The organism is Undibacterium sp. SXout20W (genome assembly GCF_049340285.1).
GTDB lineage: Bacteria > Pseudomonadota > Gammaproteobacteria > Burkholderiales > Burkholderiaceae_D > Undibacterium.
The window spans coordinates 71,072-95,415 of record NZ_JBMPPH010000009.1 but is presented as its reverse complement, the minus strand read 5'-3'; the positions used below and the strand labels follow the sequence as shown (position 1 = coordinate 95,415).

The 24,344-nt window shown below is 46.3% G+C and carries 17 protein-coding genes and 1 pseudogene; 13 read left to right on the top strand and 5 right to left on the bottom strand.

All coding sequences use genetic code 11. The features are described 5' to 3' along the window. Nucleotides 1–7: 7 nt before the first annotated feature. The 3 genes from ACO0K1_RS07330 to ACO0K1_RS07320 all read left to right on the top strand — a co-directional run bounded on the left by ACO0K1_RS07330 (nt 8) and on the right by ACO0K1_RS07320 (nt 3,954). Nucleotides 8–766: a LytR/AlgR family response regulator transcription factor gene (locus ACO0K1_RS07330; protein WP_423024224.1), complete on the top strand. Its 759-nt coding sequence runs from the start codon at nt 8–10 to the stop codon at nt 764–766. Between the two features lie 269 nt (nt 767–1,035). Continuing rightward, entirely contained in the window at nt 1,036–1,929 is an 894-nt protein-coding gene (locus ACO0K1_RS07325) for a DUF1186 domain-containing protein (RefSeq protein ID WP_423024222.1), read from the top strand. A gap of 750 nt (nt 1,930–2,679) precedes the next feature. Continuing rightward, nucleotides 2,680–3,954, top strand: a complete 1,275-nt coding sequence (locus tag ACO0K1_RS07320; protein ID WP_423024220.1) for a dicarboxylate/amino acid:cation symporter — start codon at nt 2,680–2,682, stop codon at nt 3,952–3,954. Between the two features lie 532 nt (nt 3,955–4,486). On the opposite strand, the gene hrpA is transcribed toward ACO0K1_RS07320, so the two are convergent. Next, entirely contained in the window at nt 4,487–8,341 is a 3,855-nt protein-coding gene (gene hrpA, locus ACO0K1_RS07315) for an ATP-dependent RNA helicase HrpA (RefSeq protein WP_423024270.1), read from the bottom strand. Nucleotides 8,342–9,340: 999 nt separating this feature from the next. Between hrpA and argA the strand changes: the two genes are divergently transcribed. Further along, nucleotides 9,341–10,651 carry an amino-acid N-acetyltransferase gene (gene argA / locus ACO0K1_RS07310; RefSeq protein ID WP_423024218.1) on the top strand — a complete coding sequence of 437 codons (1,311 nt, stop codon included), beginning with the start codon at nt 9,341–9,343 and terminating at the stop codon, nt 10,649–10,651. Between the two features lie 86 nt (nt 10,652–10,737). Continuing rightward, nucleotides 10,738–11,010: an oxidative damage protection protein gene (locus ACO0K1_RS07305; protein ID WP_423024216.1), complete on the top strand. Its 273-nt coding sequence runs from the start codon at nt 10,738–10,740 to the stop codon at nt 11,008–11,010. Nucleotides 11,011–11,072: 62 nt separating this feature from the next. Here the strand turns inward: ACO0K1_RS07305 and rpiA are convergent, their stop codons facing one another. Continuing rightward, on the bottom strand, nt 11,073–11,744 hold the full coding sequence (gene rpiA / locus ACO0K1_RS07300) for a ribose-5-phosphate isomerase RpiA (RefSeq protein ID WP_423024214.1): 672 nt from the start codon (nt 11,742–11,744) through the stop codon (nt 11,073–11,075). 101 nt (nt 11,745–11,845) lie between these two features. After that, on the bottom strand, nt 11,846–12,853 hold the full coding sequence (locus tag ACO0K1_RS07295; RefSeq protein WP_423024212.1) for a serine/threonine protein kinase: 1,008 nt from the start codon (nt 12,851–12,853) through the stop codon (nt 11,846–11,848). 132 nt (nt 12,854–12,985) lie between these two features. On the opposite strand from ACO0K1_RS07295, the gene ACO0K1_RS07290 reads away from it, so the two are divergent. Then, nucleotides 12,986–13,687 carry a UPF0149 family protein gene (locus tag ACO0K1_RS07290; protein ID WP_423024210.1) on the top strand — a complete coding sequence of 234 codons (702 nt, stop codon included), beginning with the start codon at nt 12,986–12,988 and terminating at the stop codon, nt 13,685–13,687. Nucleotides 13,688–13,986: 299 nt separating this feature from the next. Next, nucleotides 13,987–14,238 (top strand): acyl-CoA-binding protein, encoded by a 252-nt coding sequence (locus ACO0K1_RS07285; RefSeq protein ID WP_423024208.1) that lies wholly within the window; start codon nt 13,987–13,989, stop codon nt 14,236–14,238. On the opposite strand, the gene ACO0K1_RS07280 is transcribed toward ACO0K1_RS07285, so the two are convergent. Continuing rightward, nucleotides 14,230–15,198 (bottom strand): 2-hydroxyacid dehydrogenase, encoded by a 969-nt coding sequence (locus tag ACO0K1_RS07280; RefSeq protein WP_423024206.1) that lies wholly within the window; start codon nt 15,196–15,198, stop codon nt 14,230–14,232. The two genes, ACO0K1_RS07285 and ACO0K1_RS07280, sit on opposite strands and share 9 nt — an antisense overlap. A 374-nt stretch (nt 15,199–15,572) precedes the next feature. Between ACO0K1_RS07280 and fdxA the strand changes: the two genes are divergently transcribed. From fdxA to tnpC, 6 genes and pseudogenes are all read left to right on the top strand, one after another. Next, nucleotides 15,573–15,896, top strand: coding sequence for a ferredoxin FdxA (gene fdxA / locus ACO0K1_RS07275; RefSeq protein WP_423024204.1), 324 nt, complete (start codon nt 15,573–15,575; stop codon nt 15,894–15,896). A gap of 104 nt (nt 15,897–16,000) precedes the next feature. Continuing rightward, nucleotides 16,001–17,071: an NAD(P)/FAD-dependent oxidoreductase gene (locus ACO0K1_RS07270; protein ID WP_423024202.1), complete on the top strand. Its 1,071-nt coding sequence runs from the start codon at nt 16,001–16,003 to the stop codon at nt 17,069–17,071. Between the two features lie 529 nt (nt 17,072–17,600). Beyond that, the gene (locus tag ACO0K1_RS07265; RefSeq protein ID WP_423024200.1) at nt 17,601–19,805 is read left to right on the top strand and encodes an OsmC domain/YcaO domain-containing protein; all 2,205 of its coding nucleotides are present in this window, start codon (nt 17,601–17,603) and stop codon (nt 19,803–19,805) included. 251 nt (nt 19,806–20,056) lie between these two features. Then, complete coding sequence (gene tnpA / locus ACO0K1_RS07260) at nt 20,057–20,323, top strand: IS66 family insertion sequence element accessory protein TnpA (protein ID WP_423024198.1); 267 nt, start codon at nt 20,057–20,059, stop codon at nt 20,321–20,323. A 53-nt stretch (nt 20,324–20,376) separates the two neighbouring features. Beyond that, on the top strand, nt 20,377–20,715 hold the full coding sequence (gene tnpB, locus ACO0K1_RS07255) for an IS66 family insertion sequence element accessory protein TnpB (protein ID WP_423024196.1): 339 nt from the start codon (nt 20,377–20,379) through the stop codon (nt 20,713–20,715). A gap of 81 nt (nt 20,716–20,796) precedes the next feature. Beyond that, nucleotides 20,797–22,360 (top strand): annotated as a pseudogene (tnpC, locus tag ACO0K1_RS07250) (IS66 family transposase). 60 nt (nt 22,361–22,420) lie between these two features. On the opposite strand, the gene ACO0K1_RS07245 reads toward tnpC, so the two are convergent. After that, nucleotides 22,421–24,232 (bottom strand): hypothetical protein, encoded by a 1,812-nt coding sequence (locus tag ACO0K1_RS07245; protein ID WP_423024194.1) that lies wholly within the window; start codon nt 24,230–24,232, stop codon nt 22,421–22,423. Nucleotides 24,233–24,344 lie beyond the last annotated feature (112 nt).

Sequence of the window (24,344 nt, the reverse complement as noted above, 5' to 3'; positions counted from 1 at the left end):
TGGAACTATGCCAACTGCCATCATTGCCGACGACGAGTATCTACAAAGAGATGAGTTAAAACGCCAGTTAAACAAACTTTGGCCAGAGTTAGCGATTGTTGCTGAATGTGAGGACGGCGGAGAAGCCTTAGATGCCATTCAACAATATCAGCCGGATATCGCATTTCTTGATATTCGGATGCCCGATCTTAGCGGATTGGATGTCGCACGCGCCAGCAATGGTGCATGTCATATCGTGTTTGTGACAGCTTTTGAGGCGCACGCGCTCGAAGCATTTCATTTAGCAGCAATCGATTATCTGCTAAAACCCTTAATGCAAGATCGCTTGAAGCTTAGTATTAACAGGCTACAAGAAAAATTAAAAAACCAGACTAAGTCATCCGATTTGATAAAAATGATGGATGAATTTGAACAGCGTTTGCGTAAAAGTTCAGCGCAAGAAAGGATACGCTGGATCAGCGTCAGTGCAGGTAAAGCGATACAAATTTTTCCCGTCGAAGAAATTCTATTTTTTGAGTCAGATACCCGCTATACCCGCGTCGTGACAGCATCCAGCGAAGGTTTGATCCGCACACCAATTAAGGAATTACAAGCTGGTTTAGATCCAGAGCAATTCTGGCAAATCAACCGCGGTATTCTGGTCAACATGAGCGCCATTTCGCGGGCTAGCCGCGATGAGACTGGGGCGATCAAAGTGGACCTGAAGGAGCACAACGACAAACTCAAAGTCAGTCAAACGTATGCATCGCGTTTTCGCGCCGACTGAGGCGCGTCAACCTCATTGATCATGCCTTCTGTTTTTCAATAACGGCGCTAGCATGAATCAAACCGTGTTTCTACAGGTCGCACCTGAAAAAATGCCAGGAATCAACGGTAAATAGCCAAAAATAAAAAGCGATATTGAATTTATGTCAAGGCAAAAGTTACAGGTTTATGTACCTTTAATTACACTTTTTTGTCTGTTTAACAGGTGCCCAGACTGCTATACTTACTGACATAAATCGTGCCACAATTTCTACCTAACGACCCCAACTTATGTCCCAAGCCTGGCTCACTCTGCGCGAACAACTTGAATACTTCTCAACGCCCTTTCCTCGCGCAGCGCTTGCCTTTGCCGAAGAAAATAAAGATGAAGTTACACCATATTTAGTTGAAGTATTGGTAGAAACGGCAAAAAAACCCGCTATCACCGAAGACGGTGAATACATGTTGCACATGTATTCAATGCATCTGCTTGCCTCTTGGCGTGTTACCGAAGCCTATCGGCCGATGTTGGCAATCGGTGGATTTCCGGATGAAATTATAGAAAGCATGATGGGCGATGTGGTGACCGAAACATATGGTCGCTGTCTCGCTTCCGTCTGCGATGGTAACGTGCACCTGCTCCAACAACGTTTCACTGACGAGTTCACGAGTATCTGGTCGCGAAGTGCAGCGTTAATTGCGTGGCAAGTTCGCGTGATTGCCGGAGAAAATGATCGTACCGAGTTAATCGAGTTTATCAGTCAAGCAGGCGAACAACTTGCCGAACAACGTAGACACGCTGACGAAGGTGATGCCGTCTTATTAGAAACAATCGTCGATGTGGCGACGGCGTTGTGTGCCACAGAAATGGCCGAACAAGTTAATCGATGGTTTGCCGAAAAATTACTCGATCCACAAATCAGTGATCAAGATTGGTTCAACGAACACATCCGACTTGACTTCAACGCCAGTCGCGCCCTTGAATTAGAGCACGGCAAAGGCTATATCCACGATGTGGAAAAAGAGATGGGTTGGTGGTCTGGTTTCCAAGACGAAAAAAAGCCGAGTTTTCGTAACACATACACGCAGCACACAATACGCAAAGAGCCCAAAATCGGCAGAAATGATCCTTGCCCTTGCGGCAGCGGCAAAAAATACAAAAAATGTCATGGCGTGAATATCTGATTACTACTTTTCACGCATGATCTAACCATGGTGACTTCTCCGCGAAATAATTTGAAAATTTCGCTTCTAAATGAATTAGCTATCTTGCTTACACCAGCACGTATCAGCAAAAATCATTTAGTATAATGACGACTCGCGATCTGCTAATTCGGTAGAAATAGCTGCTGACATTTTCCTGCTTAATTTTAACGTCCAAGTTCTACGCACAAATTCAACAAGTAATTTCAACACTTAATTTCAACAATTTTTCATCTCTTTCGCTGAATATCTTTGATCACTCTCCTACCAAAATAAATTCCATTCAGCAACAAAAAAGCTGCTTTATAGCAACATCGATTGTGAACATTGATGAAATCCTCAATTTATTTTAAAAAAAAACGTCAATTTCCCGTATTTAATTTAGAACTTGCCAGTGCAATTGTGGTTTTCCCTAATACTTCCTTCTTTTTCTTAATGCCATGATGCGTGCCCATTGTGCCTATCCCCAACACCCGCAACAAAGACGAGTGATGGCACTTTGAAATAGCCCTTGTTGGCAAGCACTCAAGATCAAAAATCTACGTGTATTTTATCCGGCATGTTCGTTACCTCGCGCATGCCTTTATCCTTTGAGGTTTTTCAAAGCCAAACATTCACATGAATGTTTGGGCTGAATGCCGGGCTAACCATCGCAAGTCAAATTAAGATTTTTGATTTATAACTAAATAAAGGGTGCAGACCAAACATCGTCTGCATGATATTGGAGGAACTATGAAGAAAGCATCATCAACCCCGATGATATTTGTAGCAATGCTTGCGGGTATTGCTGTCGGCTACTTATGCCATGAAACTTGGGCGCCAACCAAGTTTATGACAGACCTGGCTGGCTATTTTTCGATCGCTACCGATGTGTTTTTAAGACTCATCAAAATGGTTATTTCTCTGTTGGTGTTTTCAACACTGACAATCGGTATCGCCCATCTTGGCGATACTAAAACGATAGGTCGTATTGGCGTCAAAGCACTCGGTTGGTTTGTGATTGCCTCGTTGGTCTCATTGACCATTGGCTTGCTACTCTCGAATGCATTGCAATTGGGAACGCACTTAGGTCTGCCATTACCAGACGTCAATGCCAGCACCAATCTGAAAACAGGGGCGTTTTCACTGAAAGATTTCATCGGCCATTTATTCCCAAAATCGCCCATTGAAGCGATGGCAAACAATGAAATTTTGCAAATCGTGATCTTCTCGCTTTTCTTTGGATCGGCATTAGCAAATCTTGGTGATGCGGGCAAAAAACTCACCGCTGTGATTGATGAACTCGCACACGTCATGCTCAAAATGACTGGTGCAATTATGCATCTGGCACCAATCGCCGTTTTTGCAGCGATGGCGTCCGTTATCACAACACAAGGTTTGGGCGTTTTGGTGACATTTGCTAAATTTATGGCGGGCTTCTACTTTGGCCTATTCATCTTGTGGGGCTTGTTGATACTGGCTGGTTTTGCATTTATCGGCAAACCGATTTTCAGATTAATGAAATTGATCCGCGAACCATTCCTGGTGGCCTTCTCCACAGCAAGCTCGGAAGCAGCGTATCCAAAAATTCTGGATGCCTTAGATAAATTTGGCGTAAAGCGTAAAATCTCCAGCTTCGTTTTACCGATGGGCTACTCATTTAATCTTGATGGTTCCATGATGTATTGCACGTTTGCGGTGTTATTCATTGCTCAGGCGTATAGCATTGAATTATCGATGAGCACACAAATCACCATGTTGTTATTGTTGATGGTGACATCCAAAGGTATGGCTGGTGTCCCACGTGCATCGCTGGTGGTCATTGCTGCAACGTTGAACCAATTCAACATCCCAGAAGCGGGTCTGTTGTTGATTATGGGTGTCGATCAGTTCCTGGACATGGGTCGTTCAGCAACGAATGCGGTTGGTAACTCTATCGCTGCCGTTGTGATTGCGAAATGGGAAAATGGCCTGGATACCGAAGCACATCTCGAATCAGTGCCGGCGTCTGAGAAAAAGGTAGCTTAAGCGCTTATTCTATTTTTCACTCTGCTTTTTTACGCTGCTTTAGAATACGCAGAAAAAGACGTTTCAATAAAAATGGTGGCACCGCAAGGTAGCCACCATTTTTTATGGAGCCAAAATCAGATATTCCATCAACGTCATCTAAGGTGCTGATGCTTCGGAAGTTCTAAGAGAGGTGCAACCCGCGCCACCAAATCAGTGAATTCAAGATATTCTTATCCAAGTCGATCCTAATGTCACCCTAATGTCACTCTAATGTCACCCTTATTTCGTCATTTTTGCATCAATTTTATAGGTAAGTCGATCGCTCTTCGCAGAGCCAAACAGGATGTGACCCGGCAGCCACTTACTTTTCCTGTTTCACCAAAAAAGTAAGCCAAAGAAGGCGACACTGAGACCTTGCCCTGTGGGTGCCGTCTCTGCGTATCGGCTCAATTCGTGCGTGACGTAAAACGGGAAAGTGTCGAAACTCGCTGCGTTTTCATCCGGGAGACCAGCCAACTTCTATGCAGAACACCGGGTATTCGTAGACACATTACCGTTGCATACTCTCCCATACTTTTTGCAAACGTTTTACTGACACCGGCATTGGCGTTCTGAGTTCTTGCGCGAATAATGACACCCTCAACTCCTCGAGCATCCAACGGAATTCCAGCATCTTAGGATCGATATCCGAGCCAACCCCAGATTTACGCGGTGTACGTTGCCAAGCTTGTGCCACACTATTCCACTCCGCCATTAATTTCGCATCGCGTGCAGGATCGGCGCGGAGTTTATCCATACGTATCGTAAGCGCCTTCAGATAGCGGGGAAAATGCGCCAGCTGGGCAAAATCAGTTTCGGCAATAAAGCGCTTCGTGACCAAAGCCTGTAATTGATTTTGCATATCATTTGCCGCTTGTGGGTGCGCTTTAATGCCTTGCAGTTTTTTGGGTAAGCTGTAAAATTCAGCCAGAATTTGACCAGCCATACGCGCTATTTCATTGGCCAATAAATTCAAACGTGCCTTGCCTTCTTCACGCCGAATATTAAATTCATCAGAATTTGTTGGCAACGGTTGCTGCAAACATGCACGCTCAATTGCTGTCTGAATAATCTGCTCGCGTAATTCCTCTTGCGACCCCAGTGCCATAAACTGCATGCCCATTTGTTGCAAACCAGGAATATTTTTCTCCAGAAACTTAACCTGTTCCTTTAATTGCAAAGCGAACAAGCGACGCAAACCGATTCGATGAATGCGGGATGCCTCATCAGGATCATCAAATACTTCTATATGGCAATGCGTTAGTTTATCCACCAATGCCGGATAACCGATCAAGGTTTGCTTACCTTGCTGCACTTCCAATAATTCTGGGAGGCTATCAAACGTCCACGCCGTCAAATTTTCTTGTTTCAGCAATGGCGTGGACGTTTTGCCAGCGGTGGCGTTGGTCGTACTCGAAGGTTCAAGCTGCCCACCCGGTTTCGCACTTGTAGTTGATGTTTTAACTTTTGATTGATGTTGTCCGCCGTCGAGCAATGCCAATTTCTCAGCGCTGGCAATTTTCTGAAAACTTTCACGTGCCTGTCCACCAAACTCAGCACGTAAATTCGCCAGGTTACGCCCCATCTCCAATTGACGGCCGTGCTCATCAATGACTTTAAAATTCATCGTCAGATGAATCGGCAAAGTTTCAAATTTAAAATCAGTCGTCTTGCAGAGTAAGCCTTTTTGCTCGCGGATATCGGCAATCACGGCATCCAGAAAATGACCTTTACCAAATTCATTACGATCACAAAACCCAGCAGCATACTCAGGTAACGGTACGCAATGACGGCGAATTTTTTGTGGTAGCGATTTAATTAGTAAATGAACTTTTTCTTTAAGCATACCGGGGACCAACCATTCACTGCGTTCGGCAGAGACCTGATTGAGAGAAAATAGCGGCACCGTCAAGGTCACGCCATCTCGTGGACTACCTGGTTCGAAGTGATAGCTGAGTTGTAGGGCTACGCCCGATACCTGCATGGTTTTAGGGAACAGCTCAGTCGTAATGCCCGCGGCCTCATGCCGCATCAGCTCATCTTTATTCAGATACAGTAATTTGGGACTGGTTTTACTTGCTTCTTTGTACCATTGCTCAAGCAAGACGACGTTATAGACGTCTGGTGGCAGATATTGATCGTAAAACGCCACGATCAATTGCTCATCGACCAAAACGTCAAGTCGACGAGATTTATGCTCTAAGTTTTCAATTTCACGAACAAGCTTTTGGTTGTACGCAAAAAATGACGCTCGGGTATCCATGTCGCCCTCCACCAAAGCTTCACGGATAAAAATATCACGTGCTTCTGCTGGGTGGGTCAGACCATATTGAATACGACGTTGGCTATACACCACGAGCCCATATAAGGTGGCACGTTCAAACGCAGAAACCTGGCCTGCATTTTTTTCCCAGCGCGGTTCGCCATAAGATTTTTTGAGTAAATGGCCACCTATTTTTTCCAGCCATTCTGGCTGTATCTGCGCGATACAGCGACCGTACAAGCGTGAGGTATCCACCAATTCAGCTGCCATAATCCAGCGCCCTGCTTTCTTTGCCAGACTGGAACCGGGCCAGATGAAAAATTTGATACTGCGCGCGCCTAAATAATGCGCTTCCTCTTCCGACTTATATCCAATATTGCCTAATAATCCAGTCAATAAAGACAAATGCAATTGTTCATAAGTCGCAGGTAATTCATTGATACGCCAACCTTGTTCTTTAACGATCGTCAGCAATTGAGAATGTACTTCGCGCCATTCACGTAAGCGCATCTGACTCAGAAAATTACTGCGACAATTATCCTGCAATTGACGATTTGTTTTTTTATGTTCGATCGCATCTTCAAACCATTTCCAAATTTTAAGATACGACTGAAATTCGGATTTTTCATCAGCAAATTTTTTATGTGCCAAGTCAGCGGCGGCTTGCACCTCCATCGGCCGATCACGTGGATCTTGCACCGACAATGCCGCTGCGATGATCAAAACTTCCTGTAAGGCCTGATTATCCCGTGCCGCTAAAATCATGCGCCCGACACGGGGATCAAGTGGCAACTTAGCGAGCTGCTTGCCAACTGCCGTTAGTTGATTGGCGTCATCCATTGCTCCTAGCTCTTGCAACAGTTGATAACCATCCGCAATCGCACGTCCGGGTGGTGGCTCGATAAATGGAAAAGTCTCGACGTCGGTTAAACGAAGAGATTTCATCCGCAGAATAACAGCAGCCAATGAAGAACGTAAAATCTCTGGTTCCGTAAATTTAGTGCGCTGATTAAATTCTTGCTCGTCAAACAAGCGAATACAAACACCCGCCGCTACGCGTCCACAGCGCCCCGCCCTTTGATTCGCAGCCGACTGTGCGATCGCTTCGACTTGTAATTGCTCAACTTTATTGCGGTAACTGTAGCGCTTGACACGCGCCAAACCTGTATCGACAACGAAACGAATACCGGGAACCGTCAGCGATGTTTCTGCAACATTCGTTGCCAAAACAATCCGACGTGCATTCGACGGTTTAAAAACGCGCTCTTGTTCTTGCGCTGATAGTCGTGCGAACAGCGGCAAAATCTCAACATGCGGTGGATGATGCTTACGTAATGCTTCAGCCGTATCGCGAATTTCACGCTCGCCCGGCAAGAAAACCAATACGTCACCGGAACCGATCCTGCACAACTCATCAACCGCATCGGTGATCGCCGTCATCAAATCACGCTCTTTGTCTTTTTCAGTATCCTGTACTGGGCGATAGCGTAATTCAACCGGATACAAACGTCCTGACACCTCAATGACCGGGGCCGGAACTACTTTACCATCCCGCATCTGCGCAAAATGATTGGCAAATCGTTGTGCATCGATTGTGGCTGACGTAATAATGATTTTCAGATCACGTCGCTTGGGCAGCAATTGCTTCAGATAGCCCAACAGAAAATCGATATTCAGGCTGCGCTCATGCGCTTCATCGATAATGATCGTGTCATATTGACGAAGTAAAGGATCCGTTTGCGTTTCTGCCAACAAGATACCGTCCGTCATGAGTTTGACCGAAGCGCCTTTGCTCAGGGTATCGGTGAACCGTACTTTAAAACCAACATGCTCACCTAAAGGCGAATTCAATTCCTGTGCGATTCGTTTTGCGGTGGATGACGCGGCGATACGACGTGGCTGGGTATGACCAATCAAGCCCTTCAGGCCACGACCCAACTCCAGACAAATTTTGGGCAACTGCGTCGTTTTACCCGAGCCTGTTTCGCCACAAACAATAATGACCTGATTCTTTTGCAGAGCTTCAGCAATCTCGGTCCGTCGGCCTGAGACAGGCAACTCCTCAGGATAGGTGATGACTGGTGGTGGATTGCGGAACGGCATATCAGCTTCTGCAAGCGGTGCTCTATCGCGCTGACCTCGTTCCGTTCGGGCGTCTGCCCGAGGTCCTGAATTCTGATGATTACGCTCTGGCCTGCGTTCAGGACTACTGTGTACAGACGGCTTATGCGTAGCAGGTAGGCGCGCAGGCGTATCTCGGCTCGGCGCACTGAGCTCAGCAGTATTTTCAGCAGTATTTTCAGCAGTATTTTCAGCAGTATTTTCAGCAGTATTTTCAGCAGTATTTTCAGGATGGAGGTCAGCCTGACGTAATTGCTGACGCAGTTCACGCAATCCAGATAAGCCATCTATCGTGATGCCGCTGGCTTTTTTAGAGTGATTTTTGGGGGAATGATTAGAAGACATAGCGGTGCGCATTATCCCAGATTTTGATTGTTATCTGTGAACCAAGAGAGTTCATGTCAAAATTTCTACAACAATCAGGGAGTGTTCATTTATTTTTTGCGTTAATGTAGCGTCAAGATAGATACTTCCTGACTGCGTTTGCTGAGTCTGTGACATCTCTTTCATATGGCCTTTCATCGAAAAGCGCCGCATGCGAACTTGCTTGTCATGAATCGTGGCTTAACCACGGACTACAGCACCAACGCGACTAAACATGACGCAATCGACATCAAACCTACTCAGATCAGTGGTTAGTTTCGTGATAAAAATGACAAAATAGGCTAGCAATGGGCGACCTGATTACCATGAGTTTCGTCTTTGGGTAGCCTTGAGCTAAAAAAACCGGGCAATATCAATGAATGAAAAATGCAGTACTTTTGGCAAGAAAAAATTGGTTCATTCATACCTCGTTTGATTTCTAGACTGCTAAAATGGAAATCCTCAATGCCAGCTTATCCCGTTAGCAATAAGAAAATTCGGCCAAATTTGCGCCAACTGCCTAATTTTTGCAAAAAGCTTGCAGGAATTGAGTGATGGACCTTCATTTGATCAGACTTACAACGCCAAGTCTCAGATTACTCAGATTATAATAAGCGCATGGAAAATCCCGTTCAATTCGTTGATTGGCTGCGTTCGGTCGCGCCGTACATTCATGCCTTTCGAGGTAAAACCTTTGTGGTCGCCTTTCCGGGCGAGCTGGTGATGGCGGGTGCCTTGCCAGTTTTGGCGCAAGATTTATCGTTATTGCATGCACTTGGTATCAAAATTGTCATTGTCCATGGCTCGCGACCACAGGTCGCTGAGCAGCTGGCTTTGCGTAATGTTGAAGGTCTGTTCCATAACGGCATACGGATTACCGATACCGCTGCATTAGAATGCTCCAAAGAAGCGGCTGGCGAATTGCGTCTCGATATTGAAGCCGCATTTAGCCAGGGTTTGCCTAACACGCCCATGGCACATGCTGCGATTCGCATTATTTCCGGTAACTTTGTGACGGCAAAGCCGATCGGCATTGTCGGCGGCGTCGATTTTGGTCTCACTGGTATCGCCCGTAAAGTCGCTTTCGATACGATTCACCGAATTTTAGATGCTGGCAACCTGGTATTGCTTGGTCCACTCGGCTTTTCACCGACCGGTGAGGCGTTTAATCTGACAATGGAAGACGTTGCCGTCTCGACGGCAACGGCGTTACGGGCAGATAAGCTGATTTTCATCTCAGAAACCCCCATGATGGTGGATCAAGATGGCGACGAAATCAGAGAGCTATCTTTCATTCAGGCAGAACAAGAATTAAAAGCGAATTACCTACCACCAGATTCTGCCTTCTACTTAGAACATGCGGTTAAAGCGTCGCGTGGAGGTGTTCCACGGATTCATATCGTTCCTTACGAAATGGATGGATCGACCTTGCTCGAAGTGTTTACGCATGATGGCGTTGGCACCATGGTGTCCTCTGAAAACCTCGAAAGTTTGCGCGAAGCCACGATTGAAGATGTCGGCGGTATTATTAAACTCATTGAGCCATTAGAGGCTGATGGCACGCTGGTTAAACGTGGTCGTGAATTGATTGAGCGTGAAATCAATTACTTCTCAGTGATCGAGCATGACGGTGTGATTTTTGGTTGCGCAGCGCTGTATCCATTTCCATTCGACAAAATGGCAGAAATGGCCTGCCTTACTGTGAATCCAGACGTCCAAAGCCAGGGCGACGGCGAAAAGATTCTAAAACATATGGAAAAACGGGCGCGTCGCTTAGGATTCCACTCCTTGTTTGTGCTCACAACACGCACAGAACATTGGTTTCTCAAGCGTGGATTTGTCAAAGCGTCGGTCGACGATTTACCAAAAGATCGACAAAAAATGTACAACTGGCAGCGTAAGTCGTTAGTGTTGATCAAACAATTGTAATCTGCACTGCATCATTGAGAAAATGAATTTTGACTTATAATCGCTGCTGTTTTTAAGTATCTACAGGTTTACTAAGGAGTATTACCATGGCCCGTATGGTCCACTGCATCAAATTAGACAAAGAAGCCGAAGGCTTAGACTTCCCTCCTTACCCGGGTGAGTTGGGTAAAAAGATTTATGAAGGCGTGTCCAAAGAAGCATGGGCTGGCTGGATGAAACATCAAACCATGCTGGTGAACGAAAACCGTTTGAATCTGGCTGATATCCGTGCCCGCAAATATCTGGCCACACAAATGGAAAAACACTTTTTTGGTGATGGTGCTGATGCTGCTGCTGGTTACGTGCCACCGACAGACTAAAAATTTGGTTTATGCGCAAAAAAATGCCCGCTGCTGCGGGCATTTTTTCTTTTGCGACCTACTTAGAATGTCAGCGTCTTAACACCCTCAGATGTACCCAGCAGACACACATTCGCACCGTGACGTGCAAATAAACCGACCGTTACAACACCAACGATGTTATTAATTTCAGCTTCTAATGCGACTGGGTCAGCGATTTGCAGGCCATAAACATCTAAAATCATATTACCATTATCGGTCAACAAGGGTTGTCCATCTTTGAGGCGCAGGCGTGCTTCACCACCGATGGCGTTGAGCCTGCGTGCAACGACGGCGTGTGACATGGGAATTACTTCGACTGGCAAGGGGAACTTACCTAACAAATCGACGAGTTTTGAACCATCAGCAATACAAATAAATTTGTCTGCAACGGAAGCGACGATTTTTTCACGGGTTAACGCAGCGCCGCCACCTTTGATCATTGCACCGTGACGTGTGATTTCGTCTGCGCCATCGATATAAACCGGCATCGAAGCGACATCGTTGAGATCCAATACCTCAATACCGTGGCCGCGTAGTCGTGCCGCCGTGGCTTCGGAAGAAGCCACGGCGGCTTTAACCTTGTGTTTAATCTTCGCCAATTCGTCGATAAAAAAATTGGCCGTAGAACCCGTTCCAACGCCAACGATTTCGCCCTCTACGACGTAAGCAATCGCTGCCTGGGCAACGGCAAGTTTTAGTTCATCTTGTGTCATGGTATGCTTCCTATTTGCTTCAGATCAAAAAATTTCCGGTATTTTAGCGGATGCCCATTCAAAGCCCCAGCTTTTCTAGACGAATCAGCTTCCAGACTGTCTTAGATTGGCCATAGCGGCGGTTCGTCCATGAGCGCAATTTGCTCCCGCAATTCTAATATCCGGTCTTGCCAATATCGCTGCGTATTAAACCAAGGGAACGCACTGAGAAATGCTGGATCAGTCCAGCGTTGCGCCAACCACGCTGAATAATGAATCAAACGCAACGTACGTAACGCCTCAATTAAAACCAGTTGTCGTGGTTCGAATTCAAAAAAATCTTCGTAGCCAACCAATATGTCTGTCAATTGCGACTGCATTTCCTGGCGCGAACCCGAGAGTAGCATCCATAAATCCTGTATTCCAGGCCCCATTCGACTATCGTCAAAGTCCACGAAATGCGGTCCAGCTTGTTCGCCAGCATCCAGCCACAGAACATTTCCCATGTGGCAATCACCATGCAATCGTATTAACGAGATTTCACCCGCGCGCTCATAACAGCGCGCAACGCCGTCCAAGGCTTGTTGGCTCACACTTTGGTAGGCCAATAGAAGATCGGGAGGTAAAAAAATATTTGCTAAGAGCCAGTCGCGCGGTTGGATGCCAAAGGTCTGCATGTCTATCGCTGGACGATGCTGATAGGTCTTGAGTGCACCAATCGCATGAATGCGGCCAATAAAACGCCCTAACCACTCCAAGGTCGCAGGATTGCCCACCTCTGGCGCACGGCCACTCTGCCTGGCAAACAATGCAAAACGATAGCCTTGGTAGGTATGCAAGGTCGCACCAGTCGTACTTTGCAAAGCGGGCACAACCGGGATTTCTTGGGCAACCAATTCCTGGACGAACTGATGCTCCTCCAGAATCGCCGCATCTGACCAGCGCAATGGACGATAAAATTTAGCAATCAGGGGCGGCGCATCATCAAGCGCGACTTGATACACACGGTTTTCATAGCTATTTAGGGCCAATAAGCGCCCATCGCATTGCATGCCACAGCTATCAACGGCATCAAGCACCAGTTCAGGTGATAAATCGGCAAAAGTTTCAGGGAGTATTTGTTGTGTCATAAGTGGAATTGTACGTGCTTATTCAGGTCGCAGATCACTTTCAGTTTGCAGCTAAATACGATAAAACGCGTTACAGCGTCGCTACAAAGCGCTACACTTCCGGTATTTTCTTACTCATATTCAGGTTACACCATGCATTTAGACGAACCGCTCAGCGACAAAGAATTCAATGAACTCGATAAATTTTTGATGTCTGACCGGGTTGGCGACGATGGCATGACCATGGATGCCCTGCACGGTTACTTGACAGCGATTGCGCTCGGACCGGAAATGATACCAATGAGCGAATGGCTACCGTTGGTCTGGGGACTGCCTGACGCAGAAGAACCTAAGTTTAAAAATGACAAAGAAATGCAACGCGTTACGCAATTGATTGCGCGTTTTATGAATGAAATTCAAATCACTTTCGAAGTGGCGCCGCAGGAATTCGAGCCTCTCTTTTGCGTTTTGGAACAAAACGGCAAAGAACTCATAGACGGCGAAACTTGGGCATGGGGATTCTGGGAAGGCATGCAATTGCGTGAAGAAGCTTGGGAAGCCGCTTGGGAATCAGCAGAGATCGGTCCTTTGTTGCAACCGATTTATTTATTGGGTGCTGAAGAAATCGACGAAGAAGAATTAAAATTCGTTGATACACCAGAAAAATGCCATGCCTTGGCGCTCTCGTTAGAAGCATCCATCCCGGCTATCCGCCGTTTCTGGGCACCATTGCGTAAATCTGGCGTAACGACGATCAAGCGTGAATCACCAAAAGTCGGCCGCAACGATCCTTGCCCGTGCGGCAGCGGAAAAAAATACAAAGCTTGTTGTGGTGCCGAGCCAACTTTGCATTAATTCGTGCGGGGCATGTGCAACCTGCCCTGACTTTGACTCGCAGTTGATTTGACGGCTTATCGCAACAGTAACCGGCATTGCCGTTAATCCCCATCATCCCTCCCCTCCTAAGGCTTGCGGGAGAAGGGAGAAGGGTTAGAACGGCGCGCTGTATGAATGGCGGGGTATTTTAGCAGTACTTAGTTTCATTTTGACATCATGCTGGAAGAAAACCTCTAGCGAAGAAATAGTGATAGAGCCAAGACTCGTGATACTTTTTGAGTCTTTACTTTTTCCCACTTAAAAAGCTGGAGATCACAATGAGCTTACAAGAACAATTCACCCTTGCCTTAGCAGAATCCAAAAACCTGCCAGAACGTCCAGACAACATGACATTACTGAAAATCTATGCCCTGTTCAAGCAAGGCAGCTCAGGTGATGCAACCGGTGATCGCCCAGGTATGACAGATTTTGTCGGCCGCGCAAAATTTGATGCATGGGCGAATTTAAAAGGTACGTCGCAGGACGAAGCGATGCAGCAGTACGTCGACCTGATCAACTCTTTAAAGTAATGTCAGCAGATTAGGCGGTCTCTGGCCGCTTAATCCTGCGATCAAATTATCTGCGGCACAATTCGCCATGGCGCGGCGCGTCGCCTCGGAAGCACTGGCGATATGCGGTGTCAGAACAACATTTTTCAGACTCAAAAAGTCTGGATTGAATCTCGGTTCATTTTCAAAGACATCCAAACCGGCTGCTGCGATTTGATTGGTGCGCAACGCTGCAATCAATGCCTGATCATCAACAATGCCGCCACGCGCCAGATTTGTCAGGGTTGCCGTTGGCTTCATCTGCGCTAGTTCGGCCGCGCCGATCGTGTGATGCGAAGCCGTCGAATATGGCAAAATCAGCATCAAATGATCTGCCTGACGCAACACTTCTTCCTTACTAACATACTGCGCATGATTCGCCAGCGCCTCTTGCTCTGACGACAGACGCGAACGGTTGTGATAAATCACTTTCATATTGAAGCCCGTAGAACGTCTGGCAATTGCCTGACCAATACGCCCCATCCCGATGATACCCAAAGTGGAACCATGCAAATCAGCACCAAGAAAATAATCGTAGCGCCATTTATGCCATTGTCCATCACGTAACCAATGTTCAGACTCAGTAATCCGGCGCGCTGTTGCCATCATCAATGCCCAGCCAAAATCGGCGGTTGTTTCATTTAACACGTCGGGTGTATTGCTGGCCTGAACCCCAAACTCTGCCATCGCCGGGAGATCAAAATTATCGTAACCGACAGCCATGTTGGCGACCATTTTCAAATTTGGTAATTGTTGCAACAATTCCCGGTTAATGCGTGCACTTGAGGTCGTTAACGCGCCGGCTTTGTCGCGTAATTTTTCCGCTAACTGTGTGGGACTAAAAATGATGTCCTCTTGATTTGATTCGACTTCAAAATGCGTCGACAAACGCGTTAAGACGTCTGGGAAGATTGCGCGCGCAACCAAAATTGCAGGTTTCATAAATAGTCCAAAGAAAATTGTGCGTTAGTGCACCTATCTTAACGCTAAAAATACGTGGATTTTTTCTACAAGGCTACTTTGAAAAAATTTCATCGCAAAAAACAATCGAATTCTCGCTTGCGAGTGACGCATATCAATGCATACAGCATGTTAATTGTCTATAATTCGGCGTCATCTTCTGGCATTTTTCGGGCTAACTGCGGCAAAGACATTGCAAGCCAAAAAGCTCGAATGTATTTGCTTATGCGCAAACTATATAAGCCTGATTTGTTAGAACTGTGAAATTGCCTTAAAATACAAGGCTTTGCAGCCTTAGCATGTGTTTTCTGCGATCTGGCTGTGCCACAACCCCGAATTTTAAAGATTGGACTGTTATGACCCACGTTGTGACCGAATCCTGCATCCGCTGCCGCTACACCGATTGCGTGGATGTCTGCCCAGTGGACTGCTTCCGTGCTGGCCCGAATTTCCTGATTATTGATCCGGATGAGTGCATTGACTGCGCGGTATGTGTCGCAGAATGCCCGGCTAACGCCATTTATGCCGAAGAAGATGTGCCCGCTGATCAACAACAGTTTATTAAAATCAATGCTGATTTGACGCGCAAATGGCCATCGATCACAAAAACAGTCGCCCCACTTGCCGATGCAGATGACTGGAAAGATGTAAAAGACAAATTGCAGTACCTGGAACGTTAATTCGCCAGGACAAATTTTGTCTGGGGCAATGCCACAATGGCAAAAGGGTAAGGAATCAATTTACCCCACCAAATTTTAGGTAATATCAGGAAATAACTCGTCGTATGGAAAACAAACAAACTACTCAGGCAGTTGGCGTTATTGAAGCCGATGCCGTCATCATTGGTGCAGGTCCGGTTGGCCTGTTCCAGGTGTTCGAATTAGGCCTGCTCGAAATCAAAGCACATGTGATCGATTCACTTGCTGTGGTTGGTGGCCAATGCGTAGAGTTATATCCAGACAAACCAATTTACGACATTCCAGCCGTGCCAGTTTGCACAGGTCAAGAATTGACAGACAATCTGTTAAAACAAATTGAACCGTTTGAACCTACGTTCCACTTGGGTCAGGAAGTTACTCTGGTTGAGCGTCGTGAAGACGGTCGCTTTGATGTGGAAACATCGACAGGTACTCGCTTTATCACCAAAACAATTTTCATCGCAGCGGGTGTTGGATCTTTCCAACCGCGCACTTTAAAAGTGGATGGGATTGAAGCATTTGAAGGTTCGCAAGTGTTTTACCGCGTTAAAGATCCTAGTCAATTCTATGGCAAGAACCTGGTCATCTGCGGTGGCGGCGACTCCGCGTTGGATTGGGCTTTGAATCTGGTCGGCAAAGCAGAATCTGTCGTCTTGCTGCATCGTCGCGATGATTTCCGTGCTGCGCCAGCTTCGGTCGCCAAAATGAAAGAATTGTGCGACAACTACGAAATGCAACTGACCATCGGTCAGGTGACAGGCATCGAAACCAAAGACGATATTCTGAGTGAAATCAAAGTCACTGGTGCTGATGGCGTTACGCGCCGCATGCCTTTAGATACATTGCTCGTGTTCTTCGGCTTATCGCCAAAACTCGGCCCTATCGCCGAATGGGGTCTGGATATCGAGCGTAAGCAATTGAAAGTCATGAACACTGAAAAGTTTGAGACCAATGTTCCTGGTATTTTTGCTGTTGGCGATATCAATACCTACCCAGGTAAAAAGAAATTAATTTTATCCGGCTTCCATGAAGCTGCTTTGGCGGCGTTTGGTGCTGCACCGTATATTTTCCCTGAAAAGAAAATCCACATGCAATACACCACCACATCACCAAAACTGCATAAAATCTTAGGTGTAGAAACACCGACGTTCGATTAAACCGTTTGGAATAATTTGATTCGTTCAAATTGATCAAAAAAGCGCGAAGAAATTTGCGCTTTTTTTTATTGTTTTTTCGGATTAAAAATGGATACTTTCTTATCAGTTTTCCGTGAAGCACAAATTGCTTTGAACTACTTTGAATTGCTGTGATTTGCTTTGAATTACTTTATCTAAAGCGGTGAAAGTCAAAAGCGATAATTCGCGGCTATGGATATCGATACTTAATCGTAAGGTGGGTGCAACTCGCCAGAACCATATCAAGACATTGGCGACGCTACGACAGCGCGGGTTACACCTGTACCACTGCATAAAAGCAAAGAACGTCAAAATTAATATTCCGTCATTTAAAATTATCAAAAAGCTAACTAATTATCTTCAGGCTTCAGATAAATTAATTAAATAAGCTTAATAAGCTTAATAAGCTAAATAAGCTAAATAAGTTAACTCGGTCATTTATCTGTGACCCATGAATAAAACATGGATAATAGCGTCCAACTCTTTTTGCATACTCTTTTGGAACTCCCTCATGGAAATTAAGGTCAATTTTCTCGATAAGCTTCGTCTTGAAGCTAAATTCGATGACTTCACAGTGATCGCTGACCAACCCATCCGCTATAAAGGCGATGGCTCCGCACCAGGGCCTTTTGATTACTTTTTAGCCTCATCCGCACTATGTGCTGCCTATTTTGTGAAGTTATATTGCAATACGCGCAATATTTCCACAGAAAATATCCGACTGTCACAAAACAATATTGTTGATCCTGAAAATCGCTACGCACAGATTTTCAAGATCCAGGTTGAATTGCCGGCAGATATCTCAGCCAAAGACCGCGAAGGCATTTTGCGCTCTATCGAGCGTTGCACAGTCAAAAAAGTCGTCCAGGAAGGGCCTCAATTCGTCATTGAAGAAGTCGACAATCTGGATGCAGACGCGCAAGCCTTACTCACTTTAAATCCTGACGCCACTGCAGCAACCTATATTTCAGGTAAAGATCTGCCACTCGAGCAAACTATCGCCAATATGTCCGGCTTGTTAGCAGACTTAGGCATCAAGATAGAAATTGCTTCCTGGCGCAATATTATTCCGAATGTCTGGTCACTCCACATTCGCGATGCTCATTCGCCAATGTGCTTCACTAACGGTAAAGGCGCAACGAAAGAAAGTGCCCTGGCATCAGCATTAGGTGAATACATTGAACGATTGAGTTGCAACCATTTCTATGCTGGCTCATTCTGGGGTGAGGATATTGCCAATGCTGAGTTTGTCCATTACCCCAATGAGCACTGGTTTAAGCCGGGCAAAAAAGATGCCCTGCCAAAAGAGATCTTGGATAAATACTGTCTGGCGATTTACAACCCCGACGGCGAGCTTCGGGGTTCCCATCTAATCGACACGAATTCTGGCAATGCAGAACGTGGAATCTGTGCCCTTCCATATGTCCGCCAATCAGATGGCGAAGTCGTTTACTTCCCATCAAACTTGATCGAAAATTTATTTGCCAGCAATGGCATGAGTGCAGGCAACACCCTGGCTGAAGCTCAAGTGCAATGTCTGTCTGAAATCTTTGAGCGTGCGGTTAAACGCGAAATTCTGGAAGGCGAAATGACCTTACCAGATGTGCCTCAGGAAGTACTCGCCAGATTCCCCGGCATTATGGCTGGTATCCAGGGTTTGGAAGAGCAAGGATTCCCTGTATTAGTAAAAGATGCCTCACTTGGTGGACGTTATCCGGTCATGTGCGTCACCTTGATGAATCCACGCACTGGCGGCGTCTTTGCTTCGTTTGGCGCCCATCCGAGCTTAGAGGTTGCACTTGAACGAAGCCTCACGGAATTGCTACAGGGGCGCAGCTTTGAAGGTTTGAATGACCTTCCGCAGCCAACGTTTGTCAGCAATGCAGTCACCGAGCCAAATAACTTTGTTGAGCACTTTATCGATTCTAGTGGTGTGGTGTCATGGCGCTTTTTCAGCGCCAAATCCGATTACGAATTTGTCGACTGGGACTTCTCAGGTCTTGGTGAAAACTCTAATGTGGACGAAGCCGCGACATTATTTGGCATCCTCAAAGAATTAAATAAAGAAGTCTACGTGGCTGTGTATGACCAACTAGGCGCCACTGCATGTAGGATTTTAGTGCCGGGATATTCGGAAGTGTATCCTGTTGAAGACTTGATTTGGGACAACACCAACAAAGCTTTATTGTTCCGTACAGATATTTTAAATTTGCATCAGCTAGATGATGAGAATCTCGAAGACCTGTTAGATCGTTTAGAAAATAATGAGCTAGACGATTACAGCGATATCGCGACCCTCATCGGTATTGAGTTTGATGAGAATACCGTATGGGGTCAGCTCACTGTCCTCGAATTAAAACTGCTGATCAATCTGGCACTGGAAGACTTTGAAGAAGCGCATGAGCTGGTCGGTGCATTTTTGCACTACAACGACAACACGGTCGACCGTGGCTTATTCTATCAAGCATTAAATGTAGTCTTAGAGGTGACCCTCGATGACAATTTAGACTTGGCAGATTACGAAGTAAACTTCCGCCGCATGTTTGGCAATGAACGTATGGACGCCGTATTAGGCTCCATCGATGGCCGCGTCCGTTTCTATGGTTTAACGCCGACGAGCATCAAACTTGAAGGACTAGACAGACACGCCCGACTCATCGATAGTTATAAAAAATTAATAGTAGCGAGAACCAAGGCAACAACGATAGCGAATTAATAACGCAAAAAATCAAGGCATGTAAAATTTGAAGCAGCATAGAGGATTCATGGAGACATTGATCTATGATGCCGATGTTCCAGCGAAATGTAAGACGCTCAATATTTATCAAAATTTTGACGGGTGCTACGGCCTCCGTCTTTATTTGAACTAAAAACTTCAAAAGCTAAGTGTAACCGTCCAACGCTCCCACCTATGAACACCCCTTAATTTCATGCACTCTTCAAACCTGATCACTTTGGAGAGCAAGCATGTCAAGAATCAAATCCACCCTCAGTCGTGCGCAATGGTTGCAACATGTCACCGCCTGGCAAGGCTCAGGGCTATCGCAAGCGGCGTATTGTCGTGAGCATCAATTAAATCACTCCACATTTCATGGTTGGATTTCACGTGGCCAGGTACCTGCTTTGGCGTGCGCACCGCTGACGACTTTACCGATTGTTGTTCAGCCCAGCCCACCAGCCGCTTCAAATGTGCCGCCCATCGTGTTACGCCATGACTCTGGGTGGCAACTCTAGCTACCTGCTGATATGCAGACCACCTGGCTTGGTCAATTACTCAATCAATTAGTATGATGGCACCCGGTCAGATTTTTTGCGTCATAGAACCCGTGGACATGCGTCGTGGCATGGAGAGCTTGTCGCAATGGATACAAACCAGTTTGAGTACGACGCCTTGCGATGGCACCGCCTATGCGTTTAGCAATCGTTCTAAAACACGCTTGAAGTTGCTCATCTGGGATGGTGCTGGCGTATGGTGTTGTCAGCGCCGCTTACACCGTGGTGCATTTGTCTGGCCTCGTGCGGAGGATCGCTGCTGGGTGATGACACAAGACCAATGGGATTGGCCCATCAAAGGCGTTGACTGGCAACGATTATTTGCACCGGCACCGGCACACTGGCATGTCTGATCGGCACGGATAGCATCAAAAAAATGACGATACATCCCTTTTTTGATTGTAAACATCACCCAGTCTATGTAAACTTCATGCATGGACCTCGCCAAAGCCCTCGCTCAATTTAATCCCCACACGGCCACACCCGAAGGACTGGCCGCACAGGTCGCAGCCTGGGCACAAGAAGCACAGCGTCTTCAAGAACAAGCTGATCTCGTTGCCCGGTAACGCCAGGAAATCCATCTCAAAGACACCAAGATCAAGGCACTTACTTTAGAACTGGCGTACCATAAACGGATTAAATTCTGCAGCACATCAGAAGCCTTCACGGCGCAACAACGTGACCTCTTTAATGAGACGCAAGAAACCGATCTCAACGCCATGCAGGCGGAACTGGAGCAACTCTCTTCCACACCGCGCGTCAAAGCAAAGCCAACCGGACGCAAGCCACTCCCTGCCGAATTGCCACGTGTAGAACAGCGTCACGAACCTGATTCTTGCGCATGTGGTGCTTGTGGTCAAACCTTAGTGAAGATCGGCGAGGATATCACCGAGCAGATTGATGTTGAACCGGCACGGTTCTTTGTACAAAAGCATATCCGGCCACAGTATGCCTGCCGTCAGTGCGAAACCATCACTGCTGCAGCAATACCGGCGGCGATCATTGACGGTGGTTTAGCGACCCCCAGCTTACATGCGTGGGTAGTGATTCAAAAATATCTGGATTATCTGCCACTCTATCGGATAGAACAGATCAGCACCCGCCATGGCGTCACGATCTCCAGATCAACGCTCGCAGAATGGATAGGCCGCATCGGCGTTGCACTACAACCATTAGCTGATCGACTCATAGAATTACTGCAACAACGCACTGTCTTACATGCCGATGAAACACCGGTATCACAACTTGATCCGGGTAAAGGCAAAACGAAGCGTGCTTATCTGTGGGCGTACCGTAGCAACAACTTAGAACTCGATGCACCCATCGTGGTATTTGAGTTTCAGCCAAATCGTAGCGGAGCGCATGCACAAAGCTTCCTTGCCTATTGGCAGGGACATTTGATGGTTGACGATTACGCAGGCTATAAAAAACTACTCAAAACAGGGATCACAGAACTGGCATGCCTGGCCCATGCCCGACGTAAATTCTTCGATTTACATGCCGCCAATCAACACCCAGTCGCCGAAGAAGCATTGCAACGGATTGCCGGGTTATACCGGATAGAAAGTGATGCACAAGATTATTCGATCGAAGAGCGACAGCGATGGCGAGCAGAGCATGGCAAGCCTCGCCTCGATGCCATGCATCTGTGGGCTAGTTCAACTACGCAAAAGCAGTGCGGAAGGAAGTGCGCTATCGAAGGCGATCGATTACAGTTTAAAACGCTGGCCAGCATTCACACGTTATGCCGACAGTGGGCACCTGCCCATCGATAACAATCCGATTGAGAATGCGATCAGGCCAATTGCTCTGGGCAAAAAGAACTGGCTGTTCGCTGGTTCTGAACGTGCCGGCAAGAGAGCTGCTGCCATTCAAACGTTATTAGCCACAGCGAAAGCCAGCGACATTGAACCGTACGCCTGTTTAAAAGAAACGTTAGAAAAACTCCCCACCTGCCCAAACAGCCGCATTGATGAACTGCTGCCGCTCCGCACTTAACACCGCACCTGCCTTCTGAAAAGGTGGAGGGGTTGGACGCTTACAGCTAAGTTTTAAAAATCAGAGGTGATTTTTAACTCGTTTGTAACCAGGATTCTGAAATTGAATCAACATTAGTAACAAATAAAAAATCAAACTCATTCGCGGAAAATCAAACAAACTATCTATGACACCAACTCCCAAAAAACCTGTTAAGACAGCAGCGTAAAGCGCCGCTGGGTAGTCTGGATCCTGGTGCCGTTTCGCCAAGATGTTGGCACTATAAATAAGTGCCGACAACATTAGCATCAAACCAATTACACCCTGTTCAAAAAATAGCTGCAATAGAAAATTTTTGAAATGCCATGGTAAATGATTATCCGTCGAAAAGAACCAGTAGCGCGAGCCTTGGGAAAAGTCACCATTGCGGACCATTTCCGAGCCATCTTCTGACTGCACCGAAACTGATGCAATCTCGACTGTCGTATCACTCACATCATTCTCAAGCGATAATTTTACGCTTGACAATGCATACCAAGGCAAGCGCTTTAATCGATCCACATTCACATTAAACACATGTGTTTGCCAAGTTAATGATGGATCCAGTTTCACTCGATACCACTCACACTGCAACGAATAGAGCATCCATTTGCGACATAGTGAGAGATACATCTCGGAAGATTTAGTTTTATTACGTACTTGCACTTGCATTTGATATCGGTGTTGAGCCTGCAGATTCACCACTTGCTCGTAATAGATCGGCTCGCCTCCGACGAGCTGCAAATAGGTGCGATCGGTATCACTTACAAAGCGAAATTCTGACTGCTTTTGGCCTTTGGTGTGTCGAAAAAAAATTTCTGGCAAACGCCCCAATCCTTCGCCAAACATCGTGACTTTCAAATCTTTATCCATCATTCCGACGATCTCTCCCCAATGATGAAGTCGCTGCGATTTATCATATGCAACCTGATTAAATCTTGCGTGCATGGGAGTGGCTTGGTAAGCAAAAAACAAGCCGCCGCCGATAAGCAGCACAATCAAAAGTGTACGAGTAAGATTCGCGGCTATGAATTTAGATTTTTGACGTAAGGCGACGCCTAAAAACAATACCAGGCAGGACAAAACAAACGCGACGTAGCCACCTCGTGCATAGGTGACGAGTAATGCATAACAACCCATCAGGAAAATCAGGATTGCAGCGACCCTCACCTGCCATTGACGGTTTTGCATTTCCCACCATATAACAAAGGGCAATGCAGTGACCAAATACGCCTCTATATAAGCGCCGCCTGTATGCATACCAGAAAATAGCCCGACGACTCGATAACCAGAATCAAAATTCAATAAACCTGTAAAGCTCAATCTTTCCCATATGACACCCAAACTTGCACCCAGCGTACCAAGCGTAAAGCCTAAAGTTACACGACGCAAAGTTGCCTTTTTATCATTCACCATATCAACCACTAGCAGCAATAAAAGCGCATACGCAAAAGCGACGCCCTTAAAAACCCGCAGAGCATTGTAAGAACTGAGATAGTTATTAAAGGAATTAATATCAATGGCCGGAAATGGGTAAGCCCCATTGAATGCTGCGACAAAGGCCGAGAGAAAAAGGCATGCCATCAACACCATTGACGTCGACGTCCATCCAATTTGGAGGCGGCCGAAATCGCTCAGGCCGCGCCGACACAAAACTGCAAGTAACGTCAGGCAAAGCAAACCATCAAATTCATCAAAAAAAAACTCCCCCGTCCAAGGCGCGAAATCCAAAACTGGTAACGTCGCCAGAATGACTGTCAACCATGCGTTTGGAAAGCGATAAAGCAGTAACCCATACAAAATACTGCTAATAAAGATCCAAAAACCAAAACTATGGAGAATTGCAAAACTCATCGAAATCATTTTCGAATGTCCGTGATTTAAGAGCGAAATGGCGGTTAGTGTAATGCACGTATCGAACAACAAAAAAAATACTTTGCAACAACTGCGCGCATCTGTTCTTCGT

Bases quoted from the DNA above. Each gene is read 5' to 3' on its own strand.
- hrpA (WP_423024270.1), bottom strand. From the start codon at position 8,341: ATGCCGTTCCGCAATCCACCACCAGTCATCACCTATCCTGAGGAGTTG.
- ACO0K1_RS07285 (WP_423024208.1), top strand. From the start codon at position 13,987: ATGAGCTTACAAGAACAATTCACCCTTGCCTTAGCAGAATCCAAAAAC.
- ACO0K1_RS07290 (WP_423024210.1), top strand. From the start codon at position 12,986: ATGCATTTAGACGAACCGCTCAGCGACAAAGAATTCAATGAACTCGAT.
- tnpB (WP_423024196.1), top strand. From the start codon at position 20,377: ATGATGGCACCCGGTCAGATTTTTTGCGTCATAGAACCCGTGGACATG.
- ACO0K1_RS07320 (WP_423024220.1), top strand. From the start codon at position 2,680: ATGAAGAAAGCATCATCAACCCCGATGATATTTGTAGCAATGCTTGCG.
- fdxA (WP_423024204.1), top strand. From the start codon at position 15,573: ATGACCCACGTTGTGACCGAATCCTGCATCCGCTGCCGCTACACCGAT.
- ACO0K1_RS07295 (WP_423024212.1), bottom strand. From the start codon at position 12,853: ATGACACAACAAATACTCCCTGAAACTTTTGCCGATTTATCACCTGAA.
- ACO0K1_RS07280 (WP_423024206.1), bottom strand. From the start codon at position 15,198: ATGAAACCTGCAATTTTGGTTGCGCGCGCAATCTTCCCAGACGTCTTA.
- rpiA (WP_423024214.1), bottom strand. From the start codon at position 11,744: ATGACACAAGATGAACTAAAACTTGCCGTTGCCCAGGCAGCGATTGCT.
- ACO0K1_RS07325 (WP_423024222.1), top strand. From the start codon at position 1,036: ATGTCCCAAGCCTGGCTCACTCTGCGCGAACAACTTGAATACTTCTCA.
- ACO0K1_RS07330 (WP_423024224.1), top strand. From the start codon at position 8: ATGCCAACTGCCATCATTGCCGACGACGAGTATCTACAAAGAGATGAG.
- argA (WP_423024218.1), top strand. From the start codon at position 9,341: ATGGAAAATCCCGTTCAATTCGTTGATTGGCTGCGTTCGGTCGCGCCG.
- ACO0K1_RS07270 (WP_423024202.1), top strand. From the start codon at position 16,001: ATGGAAAACAAACAAACTACTCAGGCAGTTGGCGTTATTGAAGCCGAT.
- ACO0K1_RS07305 (WP_423024216.1), top strand. From the start codon at position 10,738: ATGGCCCGTATGGTCCACTGCATCAAATTAGACAAAGAAGCCGAAGGC.
- tnpA (WP_423024198.1), top strand. From the start codon at position 20,057: ATGTCAAGAATCAAATCCACCCTCAGTCGTGCGCAATGGTTGCAACAT.
- ACO0K1_RS07265 (WP_423024200.1), top strand. From the start codon at position 17,601: ATGGAAATTAAGGTCAATTTTCTCGATAAGCTTCGTCTTGAAGCTAAA.
- ACO0K1_RS07245 (WP_423024194.1), bottom strand. From the start codon at position 24,232: ATGAGTTTTGCAATTCTCCATAGTTTTGGTTTTTGGATCTTTATTAGC.